This window comes from Mycobacterium sp. SMC-2, from assembly GCF_025263485.1.
Classification (GTDB): Bacteria; Actinomycetota; Actinomycetes; order Mycobacteriales; family Mycobacteriaceae; genus Mycobacterium.
In genome coordinates this window covers 1,595,917-1,622,449 of sequence record NZ_CP079863.1, presented here as the reverse complement: position 1 = coordinate 1,622,449, position 26,533 = coordinate 1,595,917, and the positions used below count along the sequence as shown (strand labels likewise).

Here is a 26,533-nt window from a genome sequence, read left to right as displayed (position 1 = left end):
TGCAATGACCCGGCAAGATTACTCCGAGGGGATTTTTACTGCCCCGTCGCCTTCGCGATGATCTCCTTCGACACGTTGGCCGGCACTTCGGCGTACGAGTCGAAAACCATGGAGTAGTTCGCCCGGCCTTGGGTCTTGGACCTCAGGTCGCCGACGTAGCCGAACATCTCCGACAGCGGCACGTGCGCCTTCACGACGCGCGCACCGGCCCGCTCCTCCATGGCCTGAATCTGGCCACGGCGGGAGTTCAGGTCGCCGATCACGTCGCCCATGTAGTCCTCGGGCGTGGTGACCTCGACGGCCATGATCGGTTCCAGGATGACCGGCTGTGCTTGCTGCGCAGCCTTTTTCAGCACCTGCGAACCGGCGATCTTGAACGCCATCTCCGACGAGTCGACCTCGTGGAAGGCGCCGTCGAGCAGGGTGACCTTGAGGTTCACCAGCGGGTAGCCGGCCAGCACGCCGTACTGCATCGCGTCCTGCGCCCCGGCGTCCACCGACGGGATGTACTCCCGCGGGATGCGGCCACCGGTGACCTTGTTCTCGAACTCGTAGGTCGCACCGTCCTCGCCGGTGAACGGTTCGAGGTTGATGATCACCTTCGCGAACTGGCCCGAGCCACCCGTCTGCTTCTTGTGGGTGAACTCGACGTTGTTCGCGACCCGCTTGATGGTCTCCTTGTAGGCGACCTGCGGCTTACCGACGTTGGCCTCGACCTTGAACTCGCGGCGCATGCGGTCCACCAGGATGTCCAGGTGCAGCTCGCCCATGCCGCCGATGACGGTCTGGCCGGTCTCCTGGTCGAGGTGCACCTTGAACGTCGGGTCCTCCTCGGCGAGCTTCTGGATCGACAGCGACAGCTTCTCCTGGTCGCTCTTCGTCTTGGGCTCGATGGCCACCTCGATGACCGGGTCGGGGAAGGTCATGGACTCGAGCACGACCTGGTCGTTCGGGTCGCACAGGGTGTCGCCGGTGGTGGTGTCCTTCAGCCCGATCACCGCGTAGATGTGACCCGCCGACGCGGTCTCCACCGGGTTCTCCTTGTTGGAGTGCATCTGGAACAGCTTGCCCAGCCGTTCCTTCTTGCCCTTGGTGGCGTTGATGACCTGGCTGCCGGAATCGACCTTGCCCGAGTACACCCGGACGTAGGTCAGCTTCCCGAAGAACGGGTGCGTGGCCACCTTGAAGGCCAGCGCGGCGAACGGCTCGTCGGTCGACGGCTTGCGGATGACCTCGACGTCCTCCTTGCCCGGCGCGTGGCCGACAGCCGGCGGTACGTCCAGCGGCGAGGGCAGGTAGTCGATGACCGCGTCCAGCATCGGCTGCACGCCCTTGTTCTTGAAGGCGCTGCCGCACAGCACCGGGTAAGCCTCCGAGCTGATGGTCAGCTTGCGGATCGCGCCCTTGATCTCCTCGACGGTGAGTTCCTCGCCGCCCAGGTACTTGTCCAGCAGCGCCTCATCGGTCTCGGCGACGGCCTCGAGCAGCTTGGTGCGGTACTCGTCGGCCTTCTCCTGCAGCTCGGCCGGGATGTCGACGACGTCGTACTTCTCGCCGAGCTTCGCCTCGGCGCTCCACACCTTGGCCTTCATCTCGACCAGGTCGACGACGCCGGAGAAGTCGCCCTCGGAGCCGACGGGCAGCTGGATCGGGATGACGTTGGCACCCAGCCGCTCTTCCATGGTCTTGACCGAGAAGTAGAAGTCGGCGCCGATCTTGTCCATCTTGTTGACGAAGCAGATCCGCGGGACGTCGTACTTGTCGGCCTGCCGCCACACCTGCTCGGACTGCGGCTCGACACCCTCCTTGCCGTCGAAGACGGCGACGGCACCGTCGAGCACGCGCAGGCTGCGCTCGACTTCGACGGTGAAATCGACGTGACCGGGGGTGTCGATGATGTTGATCTGGTTGTCGTTCCAGAAGCAGGTCGTGGCCGCGGAGGTGATGGTGATCCCCCGCTCCTGCTCCTGCTCCATCCAGTCCATGGTGGCGGCGCCGTCGTGCACCTCACCGATCTTGTAGCTGATACCGGTGTAGTAGAGGATGCGTTCCGTCGTCGTCGTCTTGCCGGCGTCGATGTGCGCCATGATGCCGATGTTGCGGACCTTCGTGAGGTCGGTCAGCACGTCCTTCTGTGCCACAGAAGTCTTCCCACTCTTTCGATTGCTTGATTAGTTCGCTGTCTCGTTGCGCCCGGCGACTCCGCCCGTCGGCGGCCGGTGCCGCCGCTACCAGCGATAGTGCGCGAAGGCGCGGTTGGCCTCGGCCATCTTGTGGGTGTCCTCGCGTCGCTTGACGGCGGCACCCAGACCGTTGCTGGCGTCGAGGATCTCGTTCGCCAGTCGCTCGACCATGGTCTTCTCCCGGCGTTGCTTGGAGAAGCTGACCAGCCATCGCAGTGCCAGCGTCACCGAGCGGTCCGGCCGGACCTCGACCGGGACCTGATACGTCGCACCACCGACGCGGCGGCTGCGCACCTCGAGGGAGGGCTTGACGTTGTCCATGGCGCGCTTGAGAGTGACCACCGGGTCGGTGCCGGTCTTGTCACGGGCTTGTTCGAGCGCACCATAAACAATGCGTTCGGCGAGCGATTTCTTCCCGTCCAGCAGCACCTTGTTGACCAGCTGGGTGACCAGCTGCGACCCGTAGACGGGATCGTTGACCAACGGACGCTTCGGCGCGGGCCCCTTGCGCGGCATCAGCTCTTCTCCTTCTTGGCGCCGTAACGGCTGCGAGCCTGCTTGCGGTTCTTGACCCCCTGGGTGTCGAGCGAACCGCGGATGATCTTGTACCGGACGCCGGGCAGGTCCTTGACTCGGCCACCGCGCACCAGCACCATCGAGTGCTCCTGCAGGTTGTGGCCCTCGCCCGGGATGTAGGCGGTGACCTCGACCTGGCTCGTCAGCTTCACGCGCGCGACCTTCCGAAGCGCCGAGTTCGGCTTCTTCGGGGTGGTGGTGTACACGCGAGTGCATACGCCACGGCGCTGCGGGCTGCCCTTCAGGGCCGCGGTCTTGACCTTGGCGATCTTGTCGCGGCGACCCTTGCGGACCAGCTGCTGAATCGTTGGCATCTAGGAGGCTTTCTGTGTTCGTGTTGGGCGTCGTCGGCGGTTCTCAAGTCTTCGTACTGCAGTTATGCCCGGTCGCACTACCCCGCGGCCGGGTGTGTCGCACGCGCCGCGCACCGGTGAAAGATCCGATGCATCGTGGACATGCGAATTTGCCCGGCATCCACTTCCTTACGGTTAGGCGCCGTAAGCCGCCAGGCACGAGCCTCCACAATACCCGCCGCCGGTCTCGCAGGTCAAAGCGGCGGACCGGTGGCGATCGCAAGCGCGGCGTAGCCGGGCGCCGCGGGTCGCCACCATCAGGTCGAGCCCCCGCGAAGGTGGTGCGGGACGCGCCGCTCCAGACCCGCCGCCAGCCGCAACACCATGTCGGAGAACAGCGCGTCGGTGTCGATGTCGTCCATGACGCCGGTCATCTCCAGCAGCACGAAGCCGTGCAGCGCGGACCAGAACTCCAGCGCCGCGTGGAACGCCGCGTCGCCGTCGAGGCCGTAGGAGGCCAGCACCGCGATCACCGGCGCCGCCGCGGCCCGGGTCGCCGCCGTGTACTCCGGGTCGTCGCCGCCCAACGGCATCCGGGTGAACGCCGAGTACCGGCCGGGGTGGTGATGGGCGTAGCTGCGGTAGGCGCCCGCCATGACCAGCACCGCGTCGTCACGTTCGCGGCCCTGGCCGACCCTGTTCAGCATCGTGATGATGTCGTCGATGACGCGGATCCGCACCGCGCGGCGCAGGTCCTCGAGGCTGTCCACATGGTTGTAGAGCGACGGCCCCTTGGTGCCCAGCTGCGTCGCCAGCGCGTTGATGGTGAGGGCGTCCCAGCCCTCGCGGTCCAGGAAGGTCAGCGCGCCGTCGATGATGCCCTCGCGGCTCAGCTTGGCCGGGCGAGACCCGGCTCTGCCCGCGCGCGGGCGACCGGCCCCCGCCGGCGTTTCCGGCTGAGCTGCCATGGCGGGGCCCTTCGCTTGGAATGATCGAAATGCTTAACTAATGACTCTAGTTGACGCAGGGCGGAAACTATTTCAGCCGCGGCCGGATGGACGTAACCTCAATCGAGCAGATCCACCTGTCGCAGAGGGGGGCGCGCAGTGCACTGGACGACCGTCGCCGGGTCGCTGGCCACCTGTGTCATCACCATCGCCGCGACCCCGGCCCCCGCGGCGCACGCCAAGAATGGCGACACCCACGTCATCGGGCAGGGGATCGAGCAGACGCTGGACTGCAACGACGCCACGCTGCTGGTCAACGGCTCCTTCAACAATGTCACCGCGCTGGGCAACTGCTATGCGGTGACGGTGATGGGCTCGTCCAACACCGTCGTGGCCGATTCGGTCTCGCACGACATCACCGTCTACGGCTACGACCAGACGGTGTTGTTCCACAACGGCGCGCCGATCCTGTGGGACCGCGGCCGCGAACTGGGCATGACCAACCGGCTCCAGCAGGTACCCGGCTGACCCCGACACCGCATCGCCGTCCGAATCGAGGGGAATCGAGGAACATTGTCCGCCCACATTTTTGACCGGCCCGCGGGGCTGACCGCGCTCGCCGTCGCGCCGGCCGTCGCTGCCGCCTTGGTGGCCGGCTGCAGTTCGACGGCCAACCCGCCCGCGGGTTCCACCACGACGACCAAGAGCAGCACGACGGCGACCACGAGCGCCGCGGCTTCGCCCACGACCGGGTCGAGCGGGGCGAGCACCACCGCGTCGGTCGAGATCGGCAACACGCTCAACTACGGGTCGATGGGCACCACCGCGACGCTCGACTGCGCCAGCGGCAAGTCGCTGAACGTGGGCGGCTCGGACAACACCCTCACCGTCACCGGCACCTGCGCGACGGTGACGGTCGGCGGCGCGGACAACAAGATCACCCTGGACAAGGTCGACACCCGGATCAGCGTGGTGGGGTTCAACAACACCGTCACATACAAAGACGGTGAGCCCAAGGTCGACAACCTCGGCTCGGGCAACACCATCACCAAGGGCGACTGACCGGCTGTCGTTCGCCGTTGCGCCACAGCCATTTTCATACCCAGGCGGGCTTTCGCGCCGCCGAGGTGCTCCGAGCGGAGCTGGGGCATATGATGATGGCGGCAGAACGGAATCCAGCCATGTTCACCCGTACCACCAACCTGCCCGGCGCACTGGTCACGGCCATCGTGGTACTGACCGGCGTCGTGCTGCTCCCCCGCGGCGCGGCGGCGGCCGACCCCAACGCCGACGACCATTTTCTGGCGCTGCTCGACCAAAAAGGGATCCCTGCCCTCGACAACGCGCCAAGCCTCATCGCCATAGCCCATAGAGTCTGCGGCCAGCTCGATGGCGGAATGGGGGCGGACGCCGTGGTCGACGACATGAGGGAACGGGCGTTCAAAGCCAACCCGGCCGGCGGCCAATATCCCGCCGACCGCGTCACGCGCACCATTGCCCGATTCATCTCCGCCGCGGTCGAGGCCTACTGTCCGAACAATCAAGCGAAGGTAGCTTCCCTGGAAGCCATGGCAAATCCCGTGCCCGGCGCGAACACGTACAAAGCCGCCAGCTCGAGAAGCGAGCTCTGGGAATCGCGATCGGCCTTGCACATGATCCCCCTGGGCGAGACCGGCCTGCCCGAACCACCGCAACTTCCGCCACCACCACCGCCGCCGACGGCCCAGATCATGACGCCGCCCCTGCCGGTCGCGACACCGTCTCCGCGGCAACAACCGCCGCCCACGCCGCAGCAGCCTTTGCCGGGACCGCAACAGGAGCCGCCCGCCGGTCCTGCGCCGGCGAGCCCCCCCGGCACTGGCGGCGGCGCTGGTGCCGATTCGCCGGCCACGCCGCCCGGCAGGGTGCAGCTCGCACCGTAAGGCAGAGCGTCGGCTAGCTGTGATGTCCAGGGAGGTTGGTCAGTCGTGTCACGGGTGGCTGGCCTCCGATGGCGGAGTGGGCTCGGTGATGATTGTAGAAATGCAGCCAGCCGGGCAGTGCGGTGTCGCGCTGTTCGGTTGACTCGTAGAGCTGGGCGTAGGCCCAGCCGTCGGCGAGGGTGCGGTGGAATCGCTCAATCTTGCCGTTGGTCTGAGGTCGGTAGGGACGGGTCCGCTTAGGGGTGATGCGCAGTTCGGCGCAAGCGTCGCGCCATGCGCTGGACCTGTAGGCAGACCCGTTGTCGGACAGCACTCGTTCAACGGTCACGCCGCGCTCGGCGAACCAGGCCACCGCGCGCTGCAGCACGCCGATCGCGGTGGCAGCTTTCTCATTGGTGCAAATCTCGGCGTAGGCCATGCGGGAGTGGTCGTCAATGACGGTGTGTACGAATGCCGTTCCGATCCTGGGACGCCAATTCTTGGCGGAGTCGCCGCGATTACCGGTGCGGTGGGCCGTCTGTATCGCGTTGTGCTTACTTTGTTGTCGGCTCACGAACTTGTGGCCGCCGCCGTCGGGAATGTTGCCGAACTTGGTGACATCGACGTGAATCAGCGCGCCGGGATGAGCGTGCTCGTAGCGGCGCAGTGGCTCACCGGTAGCGCGATCGATGGCCGACAGGCGGTTGATCCGACAACGGGTCAGCACTGCGTGCACAGTCGATGCCGGCATGCCCAAGCGTCCGGCGATCTGCACGGGCCCGAGCCGGTGACGCCACCGCACGCCGACTATCTGTCGCACGAGCTCAGGCGCAGTGCGGGTGGGGCTGATCCGCGGCCGGGAGCTGCGGTCAATCATCCCGAGCGCACCTTCGGCGCGGAAGCGGTCGGCCCACTTCTTGGCAGTTCGCGGTGCGACCATGAACATCTTGGCGGCCTCGGCGTAGGTCCAGCCACCCTCGACGATCAGCTCAGCGAGCCTCAACCGAGCACGCGGGGTCAAAGCAGCATTAGCGTGGGACACGAAGGCCTCCTGGTTTGTGAAGCGGTTCCTAGACAGCTCCACTTCACAACGGGAGGCCTTCACCTGTCACACAGGCTCACCGATACCAAACAGGACAACGTCCCTGGACATCACAGCTAGCCCGCGGGCGCGCCGTGACGGCCGGCGCCGGCGGCGAACCGCCCGGCCCCCTCGTTCGCCTCGGCGGCGACGCGGGAGATGCTGGCGAACTCGAAGTCGAGCGCCTCGGATTCCGTTGTCCCCCATTGGTGTAGCGCCGAGAGGCGATCCGACCGCAGGCACTGCTGCGGCAGCGCGGCCAGTTGCGCCGCCAGTTCCTCCGCCGCCCGCCGCGCCTGGCCATTGGGCACGACGCGGTTGGCCAACCCCATCGCGAGCGCTTCGTCGGCCTTCACACCGCGGCCGGTGAGGATCATGTCCATCGCGCGGCTGTGTCCGATCAGCCGAGGCAGTCGCACGGTGCCGCCGTCGATCAGCGGCACGCCCCACCGCCGGCAGAACACCCCGAACACGGCGTCCTGCTCGGCCACACGCAGGTCGCACCAGATGGCCAACTCCAGTCCCCCGGCGACGGCGTAGCCGCTCACCGCCGCGATCACGGGCTTGGACAACACCATTCGCGTCGGCCCCATCGGGCCCGGGCCCGTCCGGTGCACGGCGTTGGCGTCGGGTGTGCCGAAGGCCTTCAAATCGGCTCCGGCGCAGAAGGTTCCACCGTCACCCCACAACACGGCGACCGACGCCGTATCGTCGCGGTCGAAGTCGTCGAATGCCGCGTACAGCGCGGCGGCCGTGGGGCCGTTGACCGCGTTGCGGGCGGCCGGCCGGTTCAGGATCACCGTCGTCACCGGGCCGTTGCGCTCGATACGCACCGGATCGCTCATTTCGCCTCCGCAAATAGTGGTTCGCGCCGCTGGAGCAGCTCAGCGGCGAAGTCGTGGTACGCCGCACGCAGCCGCGTACCGGGCCAGTCGGGCAGCAGCAGTTCGTCGGGCAGCACCGGGTCGGTGAGCAGGTGCCGCACCGTCGCCGCCGCGACCACGAACCGGCCGGGAATGTCCGGCGCGGCGGCCATTTCGTCGAGCAATCGGTTACCGGCCCGAGCCCAGGCGGGCAGGTCCCACAGCCGGGCGGCCAGCCCGGCCGCGTCGTCGTCGCGCGCGCGCAAGACCCGCACCCGGGCGTCGATCTCGGGGTCCAGGTCTAGCTCAAGGTTGTCGGGTCGCATCCAGACACCCTCGCGCAGTTCGCCGAAGCGCTTGCCGTGCATGGCGGTCCGCAGCGCCGCGCGGGTACGCGCGTCGCCGCCCACGCTGGTCACGATGAGCGTGACCCACTCCCCGCTCCACGGGCGGACCCGTGGGTCGATGACATCGTCCTGGCGTCGCTGGCGGGCCAGCAGGCGATCGGAGAGCCGATAGCCGTCGGCCGAGCGGATCAGGTCGCCGGCACCGACCATGCGCGTCAGCGCCACTCGCAGTGCTGACTCCTTGATCCCGAAATCCGAAGTGAGCCTGATCAACTCGCTGGCACGAGCGTGCGCCGGGTGGGCGCCGAGCAGCACGCTGAGCACCACCGACCGGGCCGTCATGGTGGCCATGGGTTACACCTGCGACGCGCGGCGGCCGTAGTCACCGAAGGGCTCGTCGCGATGCCGCACCGCGTCCCGGAAGCCGTGCTCGGTGGCGTCGGCGACAAAGGCGTGGCCCTCCGGGGTATGCCGGGCGACACCGTCGAACACGGTGCTGACCATCCTGCTGGTGGCCACACCCTGCTGCAGCAGAGCCGAATTCAACGCGAGCTTGACCATGATCAGCTGGTTGACGGGCACGGCGGCGATCCGTTGCACGAGCCGCTCGGTGCGCTCGTCAAGGTCTTCGGGCTCCGGCGCCTCGACCGCCAAGCCCCACTCGGCGGCTTGCGCGCCGGTGATGCAATCGCCGGTGAACAGCAGCCGCTTGGCGCGCTGATCGCCGAGCCGGTGCGCCCACAGCCCCGCCGCCGGGACGCCCCACACCCGCGTGGGTGGGTAGCCGATCTTGGCGTCGGCGGCGGCGATCACCTGATCGGCGTGCAGCGCGATGTCGGTGCCCCCGGCCACGCAGTAGCCGTGGATCTTGACCACCGTCGGCTTGTCGGCGTGCATCAGGCTGGAGAAGCCGCGCACGAATCGGCTCATCATCTGGTAGTCGATCATCGGATCCCATGGGCGGTCCGGTAAGTGGTTGAGCGCCTGGGTTTTTCCGCTGAGCACCGTGCCCTGGTAGGCGCCGGTCCCGCCGGCCGAGCCGGTGCGGTCGGCGTAGGCGCTCAGGTCGAACCCCGCGCAGAAGCCCTCGCCGCGGCCGGACACCAGGATGACGTGCACATTGGGGTCGAGGTCGGCGCGCTCGACCAGTGCCGAGAGCTCCAGCGGGGTGTCCGCGACGATCGCATTGCCCTTTTCCGGCCGGTTGAAGGTGATCCGGGCAACCCGATCGGTGACCTCGTAGGTCATCGTCTTCAGGTTGTCGAAGTCGACCGGCCTGATCGCGTGGGTCACGTTGGGGCTTAGCCCTTGACCAGGGCGCGCTCGAGGATGGGGGCCAGATCCAGGCCGGTGGGCATGGTGCCGTACGCCCCGCCCCACTGGCCGTCGAGCCGGGTGGTCAGGAAGGCCTCGGCGACCGCCGGGTGACCGTGGCGCACCAGCAGCGACCCCTGCAGCGCCAGGCAGATGTCCTCGGCGACCTTGCGGGCCCGGTGCGCGATGCTGTCCAAATCGGAGAGGTCTCGGCGCAGCCGCTCGACGTGTGCGCCCAGTCGCCGGTCCGCGCCGGTGCCTTCGGCCAGTTCGGTGAACAGCACGTCGACGCATTCCGGGCGAGTTGCCATGGCGCGCAACGTGTCCAGCGCGCTGACGTTGCCCGAGCCCTCCCAGATGCCCATCAGCGGGGCCTCGCGGAACAGCCGTGGCATGCCCGAGTCCTCGACGTAGCCGTTGCCGCCCAGGCATTCCAGCGCCTCGGCCGCGTGCGGCGTGGCGCGCTTGCACACCCAGTACTTGCTGGCCGCCAGGCCGATGCGACGCAGCAGCGCCTCCCGCTCGTCGCCGCGCAACGCCTCGTCGGTGGCGCCGGCCATCCGCATCGCGACGATGGTGGCGGCCTCCGCCTCCACGGCCAGGTCGGCCAGCACGTTGCGCATCAGCGGCTGGTCGATCAGGTAGGCGCCGAACGCCTTTCGGTGCTGGGCGTGGTGGATGGCGCGGGTCAGGCCGGTGCGCATGCTGGTGGCGCTGCCCAGGGTGCAGTCCAGCCGGGTGAGGTTGACCATCTCGATGATGGTCGGGACGCCGCGGCCCTCCTCGCCCACCAGCCACGCGATGGCGCCATCGTATTCGACCTCGCTGGACGCGTTGGCGTGGTTGCCGAGCTTGTCCTTGAGCCGTTGCAGGAACATTCGATTGCGGGTGCCGTCGGGCAGCACCCGCGGCAGCAGGAAGCAGGACAGTCCGCCCGGGGCCTGCGCGAGGACCAAAAAGATGTCGCACATCGGCGCCGAGGTGAACCACTTGTGGCCGGTCAGGCGGTAGCTGCCATCGCCGTTCGGTGTCGCCTGCGTGGTTCCGGCGCGCACGTCGGACCCGCCCTGCTTCTCGGTCATCGACATGCCGGCGGTGATGCCGCGCTTGGTGGTGGCCAGTTTCAGCTCGGGATCGTATTCGCGGCTGGTCAGCAGGGGCTCGTACACCGCCGCCAGCTCGGGGTTGTAGCGCAGCGCGGGGACGACGGCATACGTCATCGAGATCGGACAGGTGTGGCCGGGTTCGACGTTCCAGACCGACATCTTGGCGGCCCGCACCACGTGCGCGCCCGGGCGCTCGTCGGCCCACGGCGCCGCATGGATGCCGTTGGCGATGGCCGTGCGCATCAGCTCGTGGTAGGCCGGGTCGTACTCGACCTCGTCGACCCGGTGGCCGTACCTGTCGTGGGTGTGCAGGATGGGCCGGTTGCGGTCGGCGAGCTCACCCCATCGCTGGGCTTCGCGGCCACCCGCGATCGCGCCCACCTGGTTCACCTCGTCCAGCCCCCATTCCCCGCCCTCGCGGATCAGGGCCTCGACGAGCACCGCGGACGTCGCGGGGTTGTAGTTCTCCAGCGGAGGAACCTGGTTGGTGACGACATGCGTATCCGACATGCCCCTCATATTACATTTTTTCGACACTCGCACAAGAGGTGTAATAGAGGTCAGCGTGGGTGCGAAGCGAAGAATTTCCACAGCGTCTGGGTGGCGAACGGGGGCCATTCGTGGCCGCCCGCCTCGATCGTGATGAGCGTGACGCCCCGGTCGCCCGCGCATCCGGCCGTCGCCGTGGTGACCGGCCCGGCGGTGGTGGTGGCCGGGTTTGCACAATGATCGACGTTGCGCCAGAACGCGTTCACGTCGGGCACCGACGGACCGTTGATGACGCTGAAACCCTGCCCGCCGCCATAGGGCACCAGCCGGTCCGCCGTGCCGTGAATGTGCATGACGGACGCCGGATGCGGGCTCGGGCATCGGTTCAGCTGCGTGCCGGCGACCGGACCGACGGCGGCGAAGATGTCGGTGCTGCACGCCAGGGTGTAGCTCATGATGCCGCCGTTACTCATGCCGCTGACGTAGACCCTTGCCGGGTCGGTGCCCACGTTCTTGGCGACGTCGGCGACGACCGCGCGGATGAACGCGACGTCGTCGACACCCTGCCGCCCCGGCCGGCCGCAGCAGCTTTCCCCGTCGACGTTCCAGGCCCGGTCCACGCCGTCCGGGTAGGCGACGACGAACTTGTCCGAATTGGCCAATTCGTCCCAGCCATAGTCCCTTTCGGCCTGCTGAGCGCTGCCGGCATAGCCGTGCAAGACGACTACGAGCGGAGAAGAAGCGGGCCTGTCCACGGCCAAGTAGAGCCGATAGCTGCGATCAAGGCCGCCCACGTTGATGTGGTGCAAGCTGGTGCCGGTGACGAAACCCGAGGGCGGCGTCGGCGCACAACCCGCGACCAGGAGGACCATCCCGAGAAGCGTTGCGAGCCGACCGAGCACGGGCTGTATCTCAGCCGCTTGTCTTTTCCCGCAGGAACGCGATGTCGTCCTTGCGTCCCTCGTCGGCGGTCTCGCAGACGACCGGCGCATCGGCCGCCTTGACCACCGCGACGAGCAGCTCGGGATCGATCTGGCCGGTGCCGAAGTTGGCGTGCCGGTCGGCGCCCGAGCCCGCCGCATCCCTCGAGTCGTTGCAGTGCACCAGGTCGATGCGTCCCGTCAGCGCCCTGATCCTGTCGACCGCATCGATCAGCGCCTCACCGGCGGCCCAGGCGTGACAGGTGTCCAGGCAGAAGCCAATTCCCTTGTCGCCGATGTGATCCCAGAGCCTGCCGATGGTGTCGAAGTGGCGGGCCATCGCGTGGTCGCCGCCGGCGGTGTTCTCCAGGTACACCGGCACGTCCGTTTCCAGGTAGTCCAGTGCCTTGACCCACCGCTCGAAGCCGGCCTCCATGTCGTCATCGTCGGCGTGTCCGCCGTGCACGATGACGGCCGTCGCGTCGATTTCGGCCGCAGCATCGCAGGTGTCCTGCAGGATCTTGCGCGACGGGATGCGGATGCGGTTGTTCGCCGACGCCACGTTGATAAGGTAGGGCGCATGGACGTAGAGCGGCACGTTCGACGCCTTGAGCGCTTCGGCGTCGTCGCGCGGCTTCGGCTTCTTCCAGCTCTGCGGGTTGCTGAGGAAGAACTGCACCACGTCTGCTCCGTCCGCCTGCGCGGCGGCCAGCGGGTCGTCGTTGCGGACGTGTGAACCGATCAGCACGGTGGACAGTGTAGTTGGGGAGCCGGATGCAGCGAGAGCGCCGAGACCAATAGGCACGTTCAAATTCGATATCACCCGCGATATCAACTCCGAGGATCTGGTACTGGTCCGCGACGGGTACAGATGTGGCGAATGAGACGTTCGGGACAACGAAAAAGCCCCGGGGTGAGCCCGGGGCTTTTTCGTTGCGGACTAGCGGTAGTCGCTGTAGCCGTAGTCGTCCAGCGGAACCGCGGCACCGGTCGCCTGGCCGAAGTCCGGGCTGTAGTACTGATCCTCGTAGGACGGGATCGTGTACGCCGCGGCCCGGGCCTCCTCGGTGGGCTGCACCTGGATGTTGCGGTACCGGTTGATGCCGGTACCGGCCGGGATCAGCTTTCCGATGATCACGTTCTCCTTCAGACCGTTGAGCTTGTCGCTGCGGCAGTTGATCGCCGCATCGGTCAGGACTCGCGTGGTCTCCTGGAACGACGCCGCCGACAGCCACGAGTCGGTGGCCAGCGACGCCTTCGTGATACCCATCAGCACCGGCCGGCCGGCGGCGGGCTCGCCGCCCTCGGCCACCACCCGGCGGTTCTCCGCCTCGAACTCCGCGCGGTCGATCAGCGAGCCGGGCAAAAACTCCGTCGAGCCCGAGTCGATGATGGTGACGCGGCGCAGCATCTGGCGAACGATCACCTCGATGTGCTTGTCGTGGATCGACACACCCTGGGCACGGTAGACCTCCTGGACTTCGCGGACCAGGTGGATCTGCACCTCGCGGGGGCCCTGCACGCGCAGCACCTCGTGCGGGTCGGCCGAGCCTTCCATCAGCTGCTGGCCCACCTCGACGTGGTCGCCGTCGGACAGCACCCGCTCGGAACCGTCCTCGTGCTTGAAGACACGCAGACGCTGCCGCTTGGAGAGCTTGTCGTAGACGACTTCCTCGCTGCCGTCGTCGGGGACGATGGTGATCTTGTAGAACCGCTCACCGTCCTCGAGCTGTACCCGCCCGGTGACGTCGGCGATCGGCGCCTTGCCGCGCGGGACGCGGGCCTCGAACAGCTCCTGCACGCGGGGCAGACCGCCGGTGATGTCCTCACCCACACCACCCTGGTGGAAGGTGCGCATGGTCAGCTGCGTGCCGGGCTCACCGATCGACTGGGCCGCGACGATACCGACGGCCTCGCCGATGTCGACGAGCTTTCCGGTCGCCATGGACCGCCCGTAGCAGGTCGCGCACACGCCGGTGCCGGTGGTGCAGGTCAGCACCGAGCGCACCTTGACCTGCGTGATGCCGGCCGCCAGCAGGGCGTCGATCTCCGGGTCACCCAGGTCCTCGCCGCGTGCAACCACCACGTTGCCGGCCTCGTCGACCGCGTCGGTGCCCAAAGTCCGCGCGTACGCCGAGGTTTCGATGTACGGGTCGCGGATCAGGGTGCCGTCCGCCTGACGCTCGGCGAGCTCGACGATGATGCCGCGCTCGGTCTCGCAGTCGTGCTCGCGGACGATGACGTCCTGGCTCACGTCCACCAGACGACGGGTCAAATAACCCGAGTCGGCGGTACGCAACGCGGTGTCCGCCAGGCCCTTTCGGGCGCCGTGCGTGTTGATGAAGTACTCCAGCACGGTCAGGCCCTCGCGGAACGACGACTTGACCGGACGCGGGATGAACTCACCCTTGGGGTTGGTCACCAGACCCTTCATGCCGGCCAGCGTCCGGGTCTGGGTGAAGTTACCCGTGGCACCCGAGTCGACGATCGTGATGATCGGGTTGTCGCTGGGGTAGTGCTCCCGCAGCGCCTGACCGACCTCGTCGGTCGCTTCCTTCCAGATCTCCACCAGCGCCTCGTTGCGCTCGTCGTGGTTCAAAGCGCCGCGCTGGAACTGCTTTTCGACCTTTTCGGCCCGCTCCTCGTACTGGTCGAGGATCTCCTTCTTGCGCGGCGGAACCAGCACGTCGGCCATCGACACGGTGACACCACTACGGGTGGCCCAGTAGAAACCGGCGTCCTTGAGCTTGTCCACGGTCTGCGCGACCACGATCATCGGGTAGCGCTCGGCCAGGTCGTTGATGATGGCGGCCTGCACCTTCTTGTGCATCTGTTTGTTCACGAACGGGTAGCCATGCGGCAGCAGCTCGTTGAACAGCACCCGGCCCAGCGTCGTCTCGGCCATCCAGGCGTCGCCCGGCTGCCAGCCGTTGGCACCGAACAGCTCCGCCTCGAGCTCGGCGGGCGGACGCAGCTGGGTCAGCCGCACCTTGATCTTGGCCCGCACCGAGAGCACGCCGCGGTCGGCGGCCATGATCGCCTCGGCCGGCGAGGAGTACACACCGACCTCGGGCTGATCCTTGGCGGCCGCTTGGAATTCGCCCTTGTCGCCGTCGACCTCGGTGGTCAGGTAGTACAGCCCGGTCACCATGTCCAGCCGCGGCATGGCCAGCGGGCGGCCGGACGCGGGCGACAGGATGTTGTTGGAAGACAGCATCAGGATGCGCGCCTCGGCCTGCGCCTCGGCGCTCAGCGGCAGGTGCACGGCCATCTGGTCGCCGTCGAAGTCGGCGTTGAAGGCCTCACACACCAGCGGGTGCAACTGAATTGCCTTGCCTTCCACCAGCATCGGCTCGAAGGCCTGAATGCCCAGCCGGTGCAGGGTCGGCGCGCGGTTCAGCAGCACCGGGTGCTCGGCAATGACCTCTTCGAGGACGTCCCACACCTGGGGACGCTGCCGCTCCACCATTCGCTTGGCGCTCTTGATGTTCTGCGCGTGGTTGAGGTCGACGAGCCGCTTCATCACGAACGGCTTGAACAGCTCCAGCGCCATCAGCTTGGGCAGGCCGCACTGGTGCAGCTTGAGCTGCGGGCCGACCACGATGACGCTGCGGCCCGAGTAGTCGACGCGCTTACCGAGCAGGTTCTGGCGGAACCGGCCCTGCTTGCCCTTGAGCAGGTCGGAGAGCGACTTCAGCGGACGGTTGCCCGGACCGGTGACCGGACGCCCGCGGCGGCCGTTGTCGAACAGCGCGTCCACGGACTCCTGCAGCATCCGCTTCTCGTTGTTGACGATGATCTCGGGCGCGCCGAGGTCGATCAGCCTCTTGAGGCGGTTGTTGCGGTTGATGACCCGGCGGTACAGGTCGTTGAGGTCGCTGGTGGCGAACCGGCCACCGTCCAGCTGCACCATCGGGCGCAGCTCCGGCGGGATCACCGGGACGGCGTCGAGCACCATGCCCATCGGCGAGTTGCCCGACTGCTGGAAGGCGGCGACCACCTTCAACCGCTTGAGGGCGCGAAGCTTCTTCTGCCCCTTGCCGTTTCGGATGACGTCCCGCAGCATGTCGGCCTCGGCATCGATGTCGAAGTTCTCGATGAGCTTCTGGATCGACTCCGCGCCCATGGCGCCGGTGAAGTACTCGCCGTAGCGGTCGACGAGCTCGCGGTAGAGGTTCTCGTCGACGATCAGCTGCTTGGGGGCCAGCTTGGTGAAGGTGTTCCAGATGTCCTCCAGCCGGTCCAGCTCGCGCTGGGCCCGGTCGCGGATCTGGCGCATCTCCCGCTCGCCGCCGTCGCGCACCTTACGGCGGGCGTCGGCCTTGGCGCCCTCGGCCTCCAGCTCGGCCAGGTCGGCCTCCAGCTTCTGCGCGCGGGCCTCCAGGTCGGCGTCGCGCTGGTCCTCAACGGCCTTGCGCTCCACCGTCATTTCGGCCTCGAGCGTGGACAGCTCGTTGTGCCGCATCTCGTCGTCGACCGACGTGATCACGTATGCCGCGAAGTAGATGATCTTCTCGAGATCCTTCGGGGCGAGGTCGAGCAGGTAGCCGAGCCGGCTCGGCACACCCTTGAAGTACCAGATGTGCGTGACGGGCGCGGCCAGCTCGATGTGGCCCATCCGCTCGCGGCGCACCTTGGCGCGGGTCACCTCGACGCCGCAGCGCTCACAGATGATGCCCTTGAAGCGGACGCGCTTGTACTTGCCGCAGTAGCACTCCCAGTCGCGAGTCGGTCCGAAGATCTTCTCGCAGAAGAGGCCGTCCTTCTCCGGCTTCAGCGTGCGGTAGTTGATCGTCTCCGGCTTCTTGACCTCGCCGTAAGACCATTGCCTGATGTCCTCCGCGGTGGCCAGACCGATACGGAGTTCATCGAAGAAGTTGACGTCGAGCACGTAACTCCCTTTCCCCTTGCGGGATTGGTTTCTTGATTAAGCCAAATCCTCAACGGACGCGGATTCGTTGCGGGACAGGTTGATTCCCAAGTTGGCCGCGGCCCGCTCGAGGTCCTCGTCCTCGCCTTCGCGCAATTCGATCGCCGCGCCGTCCGACGAGAGCACCTCGACGTTCAGACACAGCGACTGCAGCTCCTTGAGCAACACCTTGAACGACTCGGGGATGCCCGGCTCCGGGATGTTCTCACCCTTGACGATCGCCTCGTACACCTTGACCCGGCCGACGGTGTCGTCGGACTTGATGGTCAACAGCTCCTGCAGCGTGTACGCGGCGCCGTAGGCCTGCATGGCCCAGCACTCCATCTCACCGAACCGCTGACCACCGAACTGCGCCTTACCACCCAGCGGCTGCTGGGTGATCATCGAGTACGGACCGGTGGAGCGGGCGTGGATCTTGTCGTCCACCAGGTGGTGCAGCTTCATGATGTACATGTAGCCGACCGTCACCGGGTACGGGAACGGCTCACCGGACCGGCCGTCGAAGAGCACCGCCTTGCCGTCGCCGTCCACCATCACCTCGTTGTCCCGGTTGGGCAGCGTGGCCGACAGCAGCCCCTGCAGCTCGGCCTCCCGCGCGCCGTCGAACACCGGCGTGGAGACGATGGCGTTCGGCTCGGCCTGGAGCAATTCCTTCGGCAGGTTGGCGGCCCACTCCGGCTTGCCGTCGACCTTCCAGCCGCTGTGGGCACACCAGCCGAGGTGGGTCTCCAGGATCTGGCCGATGTTCATCCGTCGCGGCACGCCGTGCGTGTTCAGGATGATGTCCACCGGGGTGCCGTCCGGCAGGAACGGCATGTCCTCTTGCGGCAGGATCTTGCCGATCACGCCCTTGTTGCCGTGCCGGCCGGCGAGCTTGTCGCCGTCGGAGATCTTGCGCTTCTGGGCCACGTAGACGCGGACCAGCTCGTTGACACCGGCCGGCAGCTCGTCGTCGTCCTCACGGGAGAACACCCGGATGCCGATGACCTTGCCGGACTCGCCGTGCGGCACCTTCAGCGAGGTGTCGCGGACCTCGCGGGCCTTCTCACCGAAGATCGCCCGCAGCAGCCGCTCCTCCGGCGTCAGCTCGGTCTCACCCTTCGGGGTGACCTTGCCGACCAGGATGTCGCCGTCGCGCACCTCGGCGCCGATGCGGACGATGCCGCGCTCGTCGAGGTCGGCGAGCACCTCGTCGGAGACGTTCGGGATGTCCCGGGTGATCTCCTCGGCGCCCAGCTTGGTGTCGCGGGCGTCGATCTCGTGCTCCTCGATGTGGATCGAGGTGAGCACGTCCTCCTCAACCAGTCGGTTGGACAGGATGATCGCGTCCTCGTAGTTGTGGCCCTCCCACGGCATGATCGCCACCAGCAGGTTCTTGCCCAGCGCCATCTCACCGTTCTCGGTGCACGGACCGTCGGCGATGACCTGGCCGGCCTCGACCCGGTCCCCCGCGTCCACGATCGGCGACTGGTTGGCGCACGTGCCGTGGTTGGACCGCTCGAACTTGCGCATCCGGTAGGTGTGCCGGGTGCCGTCGTCGGCCATCACGGTGATGTAGTCGGCGGAGACCTCCTCGATCACCCCGGCCTTGTCCGCGACGACGACGTCGCCGGCGTCGATCGCGGCGCGCAACTCCATGCCGGTGCCCACCAGCGGCGCCTCGCTGCGCACCAGCGGGACCGCCTGGCGCTGCATGTTGGCGCCCATCAGGGCACGGTTGGCGTCGTCGTGCTCGAGGAAGGGGATCATGGCGGTGGCCACCGACACCATCTGGCGCGGCGAAACGTCCATGTAGTCCACCTCGGACGACGGCACGTACTCGACCTCGCCCGCCTTGCGGCGGACCAGCACGCGCGACTCCTCGAACCGGCCCTTGCCGTCGATCGGCGAGTTGGCCTGCGCCACGACGTGGCGGTCCTCCTCGTCGGCGGTCAGGTAGTGGATCTCGTCGGTGACCACACCGTCGACCACCTTGCGGTACGGCGTCTCGATGAACCCGAACGGGTTGACCCGCGCGTACACCGACAGCGAGCCGATCAGACCGATGTTCGGACCCTCCGGGGTCTCGATCGGGCACATCCGGCCGTAGTGGCTGGGGTGCACGTCACGGACCTCCAGCCCGGCCCGCTCGCGGGACAGACCACCCGGGCCCAGCGCCGAGAGCCGGCGCTTGTGGGTCAGACCCGACAGCGGGTTGTTCTGGTCCATGAACTGGGAGAGCTGGCTGGTGCCGAAGAACTCCTTGATCGCGGCGACCACCGGCCGGATGTTGATCAGCGTCTGCGGCGTGATCGCCTCCACGTCCTGGGTGGTCATCCGCTCGCGGACGACCCGCTCCATCCGGGACATGCCGACCCGGATCTGGTTCTGGATCAACTCGCCGACGGTGCGCAGCCGGCGGTTGCCGAAGTGGTCGATGTCGTCGGTTTCCACCGGCACCTCGACGCCGCCGGGGACCGTCATGACGGCGGGCTGGCCATCCGTACGGGCATGGTGCAGACGCACCAGGTACTCGATGGTGGCGACGACGTCTTCCTCGGTCAGCGTCGACGACGTGATCGGCTCGCCGGCGTGCAGGCCCAGCTTCTTGTTGACCTTGTAGCGACCGACGCGGGCCAGGTCGTAACGCTTCTCCTTGAAGAACAGGTTCTCCAGCAGGGTCTGCGCGGACTCCTTGGTCGGCGGCTCGCCCGGACGCAGCTTGCGGTAGATGTCCAGCAGCGCCTCGTCCGTGCCGGCGGTGTTGTCCTTCTCCAGCGTGCCCATCATGATCTCGGAGAAGCCGAACCGCTCGTGGATCTGCTCGTTGGTCCAACCGAGGGCCTTGAGCAGCACGGTGACGGGCTGGCGGCGCTTGCGGTCGATGCGCACGCCGACGGTGTCGCGCTTGTCGACGTCGAACTCCAGCCACGCACCGCGGCTGGGGATCACCTTGACGCTGTGCAGCAGCTTCTCGGTGGACTTGTCGATGGTCTCGTCGAAGTAGACGCCGGGCGAGCGCACCAGCTGGCTGACGACCACACGTTCGGTCCCGTTGATGATGAAGGTGCCCTTCTCGGTCATCATCGGGAAGTCGCCCATGAACACCGTCTGGCTCTTGATCTCGCCGGTGTTGTTGTTGATGAACTCGGCCGTGACGAACAGCGGGGCCGCGTACGTCATGTCCTTGTCTTTGCACTCGTCGACCGGCGCCTTGACCTCGTCGAAACGGGGGTCGGAGAACGACAGCGACATCGAGCCGGAGAAGTCCTCGATCGGTGAGAGCTCGTAAAGCACCTCTTCGAGGCCACCCACCGGGGTCGGCTCGCCACGACCGGCGGCGGCCTCGCGCCAGCGCGGCGAGCCGATCAACCACTCGAAGGAGTCGATCTGGACGTCGAGCAGGCCGGGAACCTCGAGCGGTTCGCGGAGCTTGGCGAAGGAGACTCGGTTGGGCGCTCCGGGCACGGAGCCGTTTAGGGAACTTCCATTAGAGGAACTTTGTGGGCGATCCGTTTTGCTCTGGCGGGAAACAGCCAAGATGCATCCTTCCAGCACCTCGTGCGACTCACGAGAACCGGGAGCACCGGTTGCGTTCGCCGCTAATTGTGTCGGTTAGGCCGGCGAACGAACTGTCCGTATCTCACGCGCACGATTAAAGAACCAAGCCGTTAAAGGGGGCTCAGGCTTAGACCACGGTGTCAGGTGGCGGGTGAGGTGGGCAGGAGGTAGCCAGCGCAACGTCCAACAATAGCGCAGGGCGGCGCATTCCTCAACTGTCCAGCACAGGGCATCCAGGGACATCGGCGCTGGCTGGCATCTCGACACTCCGCTGGATACATGCTGCCCAACAGACTGGCCCGTTTACGGCCCGCCGTCAAGAGGGCGGGCCGCCCGGTTACACGAAGTTATCGCGCGACCGTCGGGCCGGCTCTTAGTCGCCGACCTCGTGCGGCCGGTACTTGTGGGTGCCCTCCAGGTCGTCGAGGATCGCGGCCTGCGCCTTTTGCGGCAGGGTGTGCAGAATCTCGCGCACCCGCGCCTGGCGCCGGGCCACGGCCTTGCGCTCCGGCATCCCCGGCGAGGCGACGATCTGCGGCGGCACTCCCTCGATCTCCTCGACACCGCCGGCGTGCTGACCGGCTTCGAGGGCGGCCTGCTCTTCGGCCATGGTCGACTCGTCCTTTTCCTCGGACATGCCGATCGGCCCGATGCGGCGGCCGTTGAGGAACTGCCGCACGACCGGCTCGTCACTGGTCAGCAGCACCTCGCGCGGGCCGAACATGACCAGCTTGCGCCGGAATAGCATGCCCATGTTGTCCGGCACGGTGCGGGCGATGTTGATGTTGTGCGTGACGATCAGGACCGTGGCGTCGATCTGGGCGTTGATGTCGAGGATCAGCTGGCTCAGGTAAGCGGTGCGAACCGGGTCCAGACCCGAGTCGGGCTCGTCGCAGAGGATGATCTGCGGGTCCATCACCAGGGCGCGGGCCAGGCTGGCGCGCTTGCGCATACCGCCGGAGATCTCGCCGGGGAACTTCTTCTCGTCGCCGCCCAGACCCACCATGGTCAGCTTCTCCATGACGATGTCACGGATCTCGCTTTCCTTCTTCTTGGTGTGCTCGCGCAGTGGGAAGGCCGCGTTGTCGAAGAGGTTCATCGAACCGAACAGGGCACCGTCCTGGAACATCACGCCGAACAGCGTGCGGATCTCGTACAGCTCTTTCGCCGAGCACTGCAGGATGTCGGTGCCGTCGATGACGACCGAGCCGCGCTCGGGCCGCAACAGACCGATCAGGGACTTCAGGAACACCGATTTGCCGGTACCCGACGGCCCCAGCAGGACGCTGACCTCCCCGGCAGGGATCTCCAGCGTCACGTCTTCCCAAATCCTCGACGACCCGAAGGACTTCGTGAGGCCGTTCACCTCAATAGCGACACCCATGGGAGATCCTTCCGTCGACGCTCATGCCCGCCACCTGCCCTTTTATGTGGCATGAGTCACTGTAGCGCACGCTTGCTACGCGGCATCAGGGTTGCGGGGCACAGCCCGGAAAAATTGGCTGACCTGAGATCGGGCCGCCGCCGCCGGCGGGCGTCCTATTCAACGCGCGTTAGCCAGTGGGCGCCCAGTTGCCATGGAAGCCCATCGGCACCCGCTGCGGCAGGTGGACGGTAGCCACCGGCTCGAGGGTCTGGGCATCCAGCAGCACCAATTGCCCTTCGTCGCGGTCGCGGTGGTAGCCGTAGCCCATCAGGATGCCGTCGTCTTCGGCTCGCGCCGTGGGATTGGGCACGAAAGACATCTCCCCGAGCACAAGGGCGGGATCGAGCGCCGCGACCTCGCGCACCCCGGTCGCGTAGTCGTGCTTGTACAGCCAGGGCTGGGCGCCCTGGAAGGACGCGCCGATGGTGTAGCCGAAGCGGTGCCGCCCGCCCAGCACGGTTTCGTTGATCCTTGGAAATTCCTGCGGCTGGTCGTCGCGGCATTCGGTGGCCACCGCGCCGGTCGCCAGGTTGATGGTCCAGCGGTCCAGCGTCGGCGGGGCCTCGCCGGGGCCGCGCCGGTCGCGGTCGAACATCCGCGAGTAGCGGACCACGTCGAGCACCAAAACCTCGGCCCCGTCCCGCATTTCGGAGTAGGCGTTGAGCGGGTGGTAGACGTAGCAGGGTTCGATGTCGAACCAGCGGATGGCATCCTTGCCCGCGTTGCCCTCGCGGCCCTCGCGGGGCATCACGCCGATGCGGGCCGGGTAGTTGGGGTTCCACGCGTACGGCATCCGGTCGGAATGCTTCGGGTTGCGGTTCATCGCGGCGTTGATCGGGCTCGGTACCCGCACGCGCCCGATCAGCGATTGCATCACCAGCCGGGCCGGCAGGCCGAGCAAGCGGGGCATGGTCACCGGCAGCACCTGCGCCGGGTCGAACGTCACCGGCAGGTCGTAGATGACGACGTAGGAGTCGGTCAGCGAGAAGTCGTGCATCATCGGCGACCCCGACACCTCGATGTCGACCGTGCGGCGGGCCCGCCCCCGGGTGTCGATCACCGAGTACTGCACGGTTCGCCCGCGGGCGAACGAGTAGGAGACGGCGTGCAATTCGCCGGTGCGCGGATCCCGGTGCGGATGCGCGGTGTAGCCCCCGGACAGGGTGCCGTCGAAATCGCACGTCCCGACGGTATCCAGCTCCTCGGTCAGCTCGTAGTTGGCGACACCGCCCTCGACCAGCGCCAGGGTGCGGCCGGCATGGGTCAAGACGTTGGTGTTGGCGCCCAGCGAGAGCATGCCAGCCCGCGGGTCGAGCCGGGCCGGCGTCGGCCCGCCCAGGGTGGCGCACACCGACAGACTGCGGACCCAGCGGTTGCGGTACCAGCGGGCCTTCCCGTCGCGCAGCGCGACGCCGTGCACCATCCCGTCGCCGCTGAACCAGTGATAGGTGGCCGGGTCGACCTCTTCGGCCGGGTTGGGCCCGTTGCGCAGATACCGTCCGTCGAGGTGCTCGGGGATGCGCCCGGTGACCGGCAGGTCGGTCGCGGTGACCTCGGCGCTCACCGGCGCCAGCAAGCCTTCGAGATAGGGATTCCGGGTTTCGGCGGTTTGCACGGACGTCATCGCTGAGCTCCTATAACATTGATATGACGCTGTTATAGGTAACGTACGCCGCGGATGGGAAGATGGCAACGATGACTTCGGAAGCGACTTCGGCGAGCCCGCGCAGTGTCCGCGACGAGATGCTGTCCGCCGCGGTGGACCTGCTGCACGAGCACGGCCCCGACGCGCTGCAGACCCGCAAGGTCGCCGGCGCGGCGGGCACCTCGACGATGGCCGTTTACACCCACTTCGGCGGGATGCGGGGCCTGATCGCCGAGGTGGCCGCTGAGGGGCTGCGGCAGTTCGACGCCGCGCTGACGGTGCCGCAGACCGCCGACCCGGTCGCCGACCTGTTCGCGATCGGCGCGGCCTACCGGCGTTATGCCATCAAGCATCGGCACATGTACCGGCTGATGTTCGGCAGCACCAGCGCGCACGGCATCAACGCGCCGGCGGACAACGTCCTGAGGCTGTCGGTCGCCGACATCGAGAAGCACTACCCGAGCTTCGCGCACGTCGTGCGCGGGGTGCACCGATGCATGCTGGCGGGCCGGATCAGCGCCGGCTCGCCGGACGACGACGCGGCCGTGGTGGCCACCGCCGCCCAGTTCTGGGCGCTGATCCACGGCTTCGTGATGCTGGAGCTGGCCGGCTACTACGGCCACGACGGGGCCGCCGTCCTGCCCCTGCTGGCGTCGATGAATTCGAATCTGCTTGTTGCGCTGGGTGATTCACCCGAGCGGGCGGCGCAATCCCTGCGGTCGGCGATGCGGGCGGGCTGAGCGCGCGAAAACCCCCGGAGCCGCGGCGCGGTCCGGGGGTTTTCGACGTGGAGCTACTTGACGGTGACGGTGGCGCCGGCGGCCTCGAGCTTGGTCTTGGCCTCGTCGGCGGCCTCCTTGGCGACCTTCTCCAGCAGCGGCTTGGGCGCGCCGTCGACCAGGTCCTTGGCCTCCTTGAGGCCCAGCCCGGAGACGATCTCGCGGACCACCTTGATGACGCCGATCTTCTTGTCGCCGGCGGCCTCGAGGATGACGTCGAACTCCGACTGCTCCTCGGCGGCCTCGGCGGGGGCGCCACCGGCGGCCGGGCCGGCCGCGGCGACGGCGACCGGAGCGGCCGCGGTGACCTCGAAGGTCTCCTCGAACTTCTTGACGAAGTCGGAGAGCTCCAAGAGGGTCATTTCCTTGAAGGCGTCAAGCAGGTCGTCGGTAGACATTTTCGCCATGGTGTGTGGGTCCTTCCTGATTTCCGGTTGGGGGTTTATTCGGCTTCGGCCGAGGTTTCGGTGGATTCGGCGGGTGCGGGGGCCGGTGCCGCGGGTGCTTGTGCGGCCTTCTTCTCCTGCAGCGCGGCCGCGAGGCGGGCGACCTGCGAGGCGGGCGCGTTGAACAGGCCGGCCGCCTTGGCGAGGTTGCCCTTCATGGCGCCGGCCAGCTTCGCCAGCAGCACCTCGCGCGACTCCAGGTCGGCGATGCGCTCGACCTCGGCGACGGTCAGCGTGCGGCCATCCAGGTAGCCGCCCTTGATGACCAGCGCCTTGTTCTCCTTGGCGAAGGTCTTGATGGCCTTGGCGGCGTCGACCGGTTCCCCGGTGACGAACGCGATGGCGGTGGGCCCGGCGAACAGTTCGTCGAGGCCCTCGACGCCGGCCTCGGAGGCCGCCCGCTTGATCAGCGTGTTCTTGGCCACCGAGTAGGTGGCCGATCCGCCCAGCGACCGGCGCAGCTCGGCCAGGTTGGCCACCGTCAGACCGCGGTACTCGGTGATCAGGGTGGCGGTCGCCTCCCTGAACTGCTCGGCGATGTCTGCCACGGCGGTGGCTTTGTCAGCCCTGGCCATGCGTACCTCCTGAAGTGAAAGCCATGCGACGTGTCGTCTGTGATCACCGGAGGAACGACGAACGCCCCGGCGCAGGATGCGGCCGGGGCGTGAAAGGACGCCGGCGCGGGCCGGCGCTGCTGCCTCGTCCTCCTGCGTGGGCCGCCGGGATGCTCCCGGACCTTCAACCGATTTCTCGGTGACCGACGGTCTTCGGTGGATCGGCAACCAGGATAGCCCGACGCGCCCCCGTCAGCCAAAACGGTGGGGGCGGCGGGCGGTCAGCCGAGGCCGGCCAGCCGGGCGGCACCGACCAAACCGGCCTCGCCGCCGAGCTCGGCCGGCACCACACGCAGGCCGGCGAGAAAATCCAGTCTGGCGTACTCGGCGAGTTTCTCCCGCAACGGATCGAAGAGCAGGCTGCCGGATTTGGCGACGCCTCCCCCGATGACCACGAGGTCCAGGTCGCAGACGGCGCCGACCGACGCGATCATGGCCGCGAGCGCGGTGGCCCCCCTGCGAAACGCCCGGCGCGCCAGCGGATCCCCTGCCGCCGCGGCGGCGGCCAACTCCCGGGCGCCCGCGGCGGGCGGCGCGGACCAACCGTTGGCCCGCGCCCAGCGCACCATCGACGGTCCGGACGCGACGGCCTCGACACAGCCGCGGCCGCCGCACACGCAGGGCGGGCCGGCGTCCGCCACGACCACGTGCCCGACGTGACCGGCGTTGCCGGTGCGGCCGGTGTAGGGAACGCCGCCGAGCACCAGCCCGCCGCCCACCCCGGTGGACACCACCATGCCCAGCATGAAGTCCGCGCCCCGGCCGGCGCCACGCCAGTGCTCACCCAGCGCCATGCACAACCCGTCGCCGCCGAGCCGTACCGGCACGCCCGGCACCGCGGCCGCGACCCGGTCGCGCAGCGGAAAGCGCTGCCAGCCTTTGATGTTGATGGGGCTGACGGTGCCGCCGTGCACGTCGATGGGGCCCGCCGAACCGATGCCCACCGCCGCCACCGCACCGTCGGCGACGCGGAGCGCGTCGGCGATTGTCGCCTCGGCCGCGGCCCAGACCTCCTCGGCCGCGCCGCCGCTCGGCGTGAGCCGGATGACCGTGTGCACCAGCGCGCCGTCGGGATCGGCGAGACCCGCGGCGATCTTGGTGCCGCCGATGTCCAGGCAGAGGGTGAGCATCGC

At 67.6% G+C, this 26,533-nt stretch carries 22 protein-coding genes; 4 read left to right on the top strand and 18 right to left on the bottom strand.

From position 1 onward, the window contains the following. Positions 1–35: 35 nt before the first annotated feature. The 4 genes from fusA to KXD96_RS07625 all read right to left on the bottom strand — a co-directional run bounded on the left by fusA (position 36) and on the right by KXD96_RS07625 (position 4,020). A complete protein-coding gene (gene fusA / locus KXD96_RS07640) occupies positions 36–2,141 on the bottom strand; it encodes an elongation factor G (RefSeq protein ID WP_260743941.1) in 2,106 nt (701 codons plus the stop codon). An 87-nt stretch (positions 2,142–2,228) separates the two neighbouring features. Then, positions 2,229–2,699, bottom strand: coding sequence for a 30S ribosomal protein S7 (gene rpsG, locus KXD96_RS07635; protein WP_043405699.1), 471 nt, complete (start codon positions 2,697–2,699; stop codon positions 2,229–2,231). After that, entirely contained in the window at positions 2,699–3,073 is a 375-nt protein-coding gene (gene rpsL, locus KXD96_RS07630; protein WP_007167812.1) for a 30S ribosomal protein S12, read from the bottom strand. The genes rpsG and rpsL overlap by 1 nt, the downstream gene beginning before the upstream one ends. 296 nt (positions 3,074–3,369) lie before the next feature. Beyond that, the gene (locus tag KXD96_RS07625; RefSeq protein WP_260743940.1) at positions 3,370–4,020 is read right to left on the bottom strand and encodes a TetR/AcrR family transcriptional regulator; all 651 of its coding nucleotides are present in this window, start codon (positions 4,018–4,020) and stop codon (positions 3,370–3,372) included. A gap of 138 nt (positions 4,021–4,158) precedes the next feature. Here KXD96_RS07625 and KXD96_RS07620 point away from each other — a divergent pair, with 138 nt between their 5' ends. The 3 genes from KXD96_RS07620 to KXD96_RS07610 all read left to right on the top strand — a co-directional run bounded on the left by KXD96_RS07620 (position 4,159) and on the right by KXD96_RS07610 (position 5,921). Continuing rightward, on the top strand, positions 4,159–4,527 hold the full coding sequence (locus KXD96_RS07620; protein ID WP_260743939.1) for a DUF3060 domain-containing protein: 369 nt from the start codon (positions 4,159–4,161) through the stop codon (positions 4,525–4,527). 45 nt (positions 4,528–4,572) lie between these two features. Next, positions 4,573–5,061: a DUF3060 domain-containing protein gene (locus tag KXD96_RS07615; RefSeq protein WP_396878189.1), complete on the top strand. Its 489-nt coding sequence runs from the start codon at positions 4,573–4,575 to the stop codon at positions 5,059–5,061. A 119-nt stretch (positions 5,062–5,180) separates the two neighbouring features. Further along, entirely contained in the window at positions 5,181–5,921 is a 741-nt protein-coding gene (locus tag KXD96_RS07610) for a DUF732 domain-containing protein (RefSeq protein WP_260743938.1), read from the top strand. 13 nt (positions 5,922–5,934) lie between these two features. Here KXD96_RS07610 and KXD96_RS07605 read toward each other — a convergent pair whose 3' ends face one another. From KXD96_RS07605 to KXD96_RS07555, 11 genes are all read right to left on the bottom strand, one after another. Next, entirely contained in the window at positions 5,935–6,942 is a 1,008-nt protein-coding gene (locus tag KXD96_RS07605; RefSeq protein ID WP_260743936.1) for an IS481 family transposase, read from the bottom strand. 116 nt (positions 6,943–7,058) lie between these two features. Next, positions 7,059–7,826, bottom strand: a complete 768-nt coding sequence (locus KXD96_RS07600; RefSeq protein ID WP_260743935.1) for a crotonase/enoyl-CoA hydratase family protein — start codon at positions 7,824–7,826, stop codon at positions 7,059–7,061. Beyond that, on the bottom strand, positions 7,823–8,542 hold the full coding sequence (locus tag KXD96_RS07595) for a PaaX family transcriptional regulator C-terminal domain-containing protein (protein ID WP_260743934.1): 720 nt from the start codon (positions 8,540–8,542) through the stop codon (positions 7,823–7,825). The genes KXD96_RS07600 and KXD96_RS07595 overlap by 4 nt, the downstream gene beginning before the upstream one ends. Positions 8,543–8,545: 3 nt before the next feature. Beyond that, positions 8,546–9,484, bottom strand: coding sequence for a crotonase/enoyl-CoA hydratase family protein (locus KXD96_RS07590; protein ID WP_260743933.1), 939 nt, complete (start codon positions 9,482–9,484; stop codon positions 8,546–8,548). 8 nt (positions 9,485–9,492) lie between these two features. After that, positions 9,493–11,121 carry an acyl-CoA dehydrogenase family protein gene (locus KXD96_RS07585; protein WP_260743932.1) on the bottom strand — a complete coding sequence of 543 codons (1,629 nt, stop codon included), beginning with the start codon at positions 11,119–11,121 and terminating at the stop codon, positions 9,493–9,495. Positions 11,122–11,171: 50 nt separating this feature from the next. Then, positions 11,172–12,002 (bottom strand): PHB depolymerase family esterase, encoded by an 831-nt coding sequence (locus KXD96_RS07580; RefSeq protein ID WP_260743931.1) that lies wholly within the window; start codon positions 12,000–12,002, stop codon positions 11,172–11,174. 10 nt (positions 12,003–12,012) lie between these two features. Further along, positions 12,013–12,768, bottom strand: coding sequence for a deoxyribonuclease IV (locus KXD96_RS07575; RefSeq protein ID WP_260743930.1), 756 nt, complete (start codon positions 12,766–12,768; stop codon positions 12,013–12,015). Positions 12,769–12,960: 192 nt separating this feature from the next. After that, a complete protein-coding gene (locus KXD96_RS07570) occupies positions 12,961–16,911 on the bottom strand; it encodes a DNA-directed RNA polymerase subunit beta' (protein ID WP_260743929.1) in 3,951 nt (1,316 codons plus the stop codon). Positions 16,912–16,947: 36 nt separating this feature from the next. Continuing rightward, positions 16,948–20,469 (bottom strand): DNA-directed RNA polymerase subunit beta, encoded by a 3,522-nt coding sequence (locus KXD96_RS07565; RefSeq protein ID WP_260743928.1) that lies wholly within the window; start codon positions 20,467–20,469, stop codon positions 16,948–16,950. A gap of 394 nt (positions 20,470–20,863) precedes the next feature. Then, a complete protein-coding gene (locus tag KXD96_RS07560; RefSeq protein ID WP_260743927.1) occupies positions 20,864–21,874 on the bottom strand; it encodes an ABC transporter ATP-binding protein in 1,011 nt (336 codons plus the stop codon). A 169-nt stretch (positions 21,875–22,043) separates the two neighbouring features. Further along, complete coding sequence (locus KXD96_RS07555) at positions 22,044–23,540, bottom strand: carotenoid oxygenase family protein (RefSeq protein WP_260743926.1); 1,497 nt, start codon at positions 23,538–23,540, stop codon at positions 22,044–22,046. Positions 23,541–23,602: 62 nt separating this feature from the next. Here KXD96_RS07555 and KXD96_RS07550 point away from each other — a divergent pair, with 62 nt between their 5' ends. Continuing rightward, entirely contained in the window at positions 23,603–24,301 is a 699-nt protein-coding gene (locus KXD96_RS07550; protein WP_396878182.1) for a TetR/AcrR family transcriptional regulator, read from the top strand. 53 nt (positions 24,302–24,354) lie between these two features. On the opposite strand, the gene rplL is transcribed toward KXD96_RS07550, so the two are convergent. From rplL to KXD96_RS07535, 3 genes are all read right to left on the bottom strand, one after another. Then, the gene (gene rplL / locus KXD96_RS07545) at positions 24,355–24,747 is read right to left on the bottom strand and encodes a 50S ribosomal protein L7/L12 (protein WP_055401244.1); all 393 of its coding nucleotides are present in this window, start codon (positions 24,745–24,747) and stop codon (positions 24,355–24,357) included. Between the two features lie 35 nt (positions 24,748–24,782). Then, on the bottom strand, positions 24,783–25,361 hold the full coding sequence (rplJ, locus tag KXD96_RS07540) for a 50S ribosomal protein L10 (protein ID WP_260743924.1): 579 nt from the start codon (positions 25,359–25,361) through the stop codon (positions 24,783–24,785). 260 nt (positions 25,362–25,621) lie between these two features. Then, entirely contained in the window at positions 25,622–26,530 is a 909-nt protein-coding gene (locus KXD96_RS07535; RefSeq protein WP_260743923.1) for an ROK family protein, read from the bottom strand. Positions 26,531–26,533 lie beyond the last annotated feature (3 nt).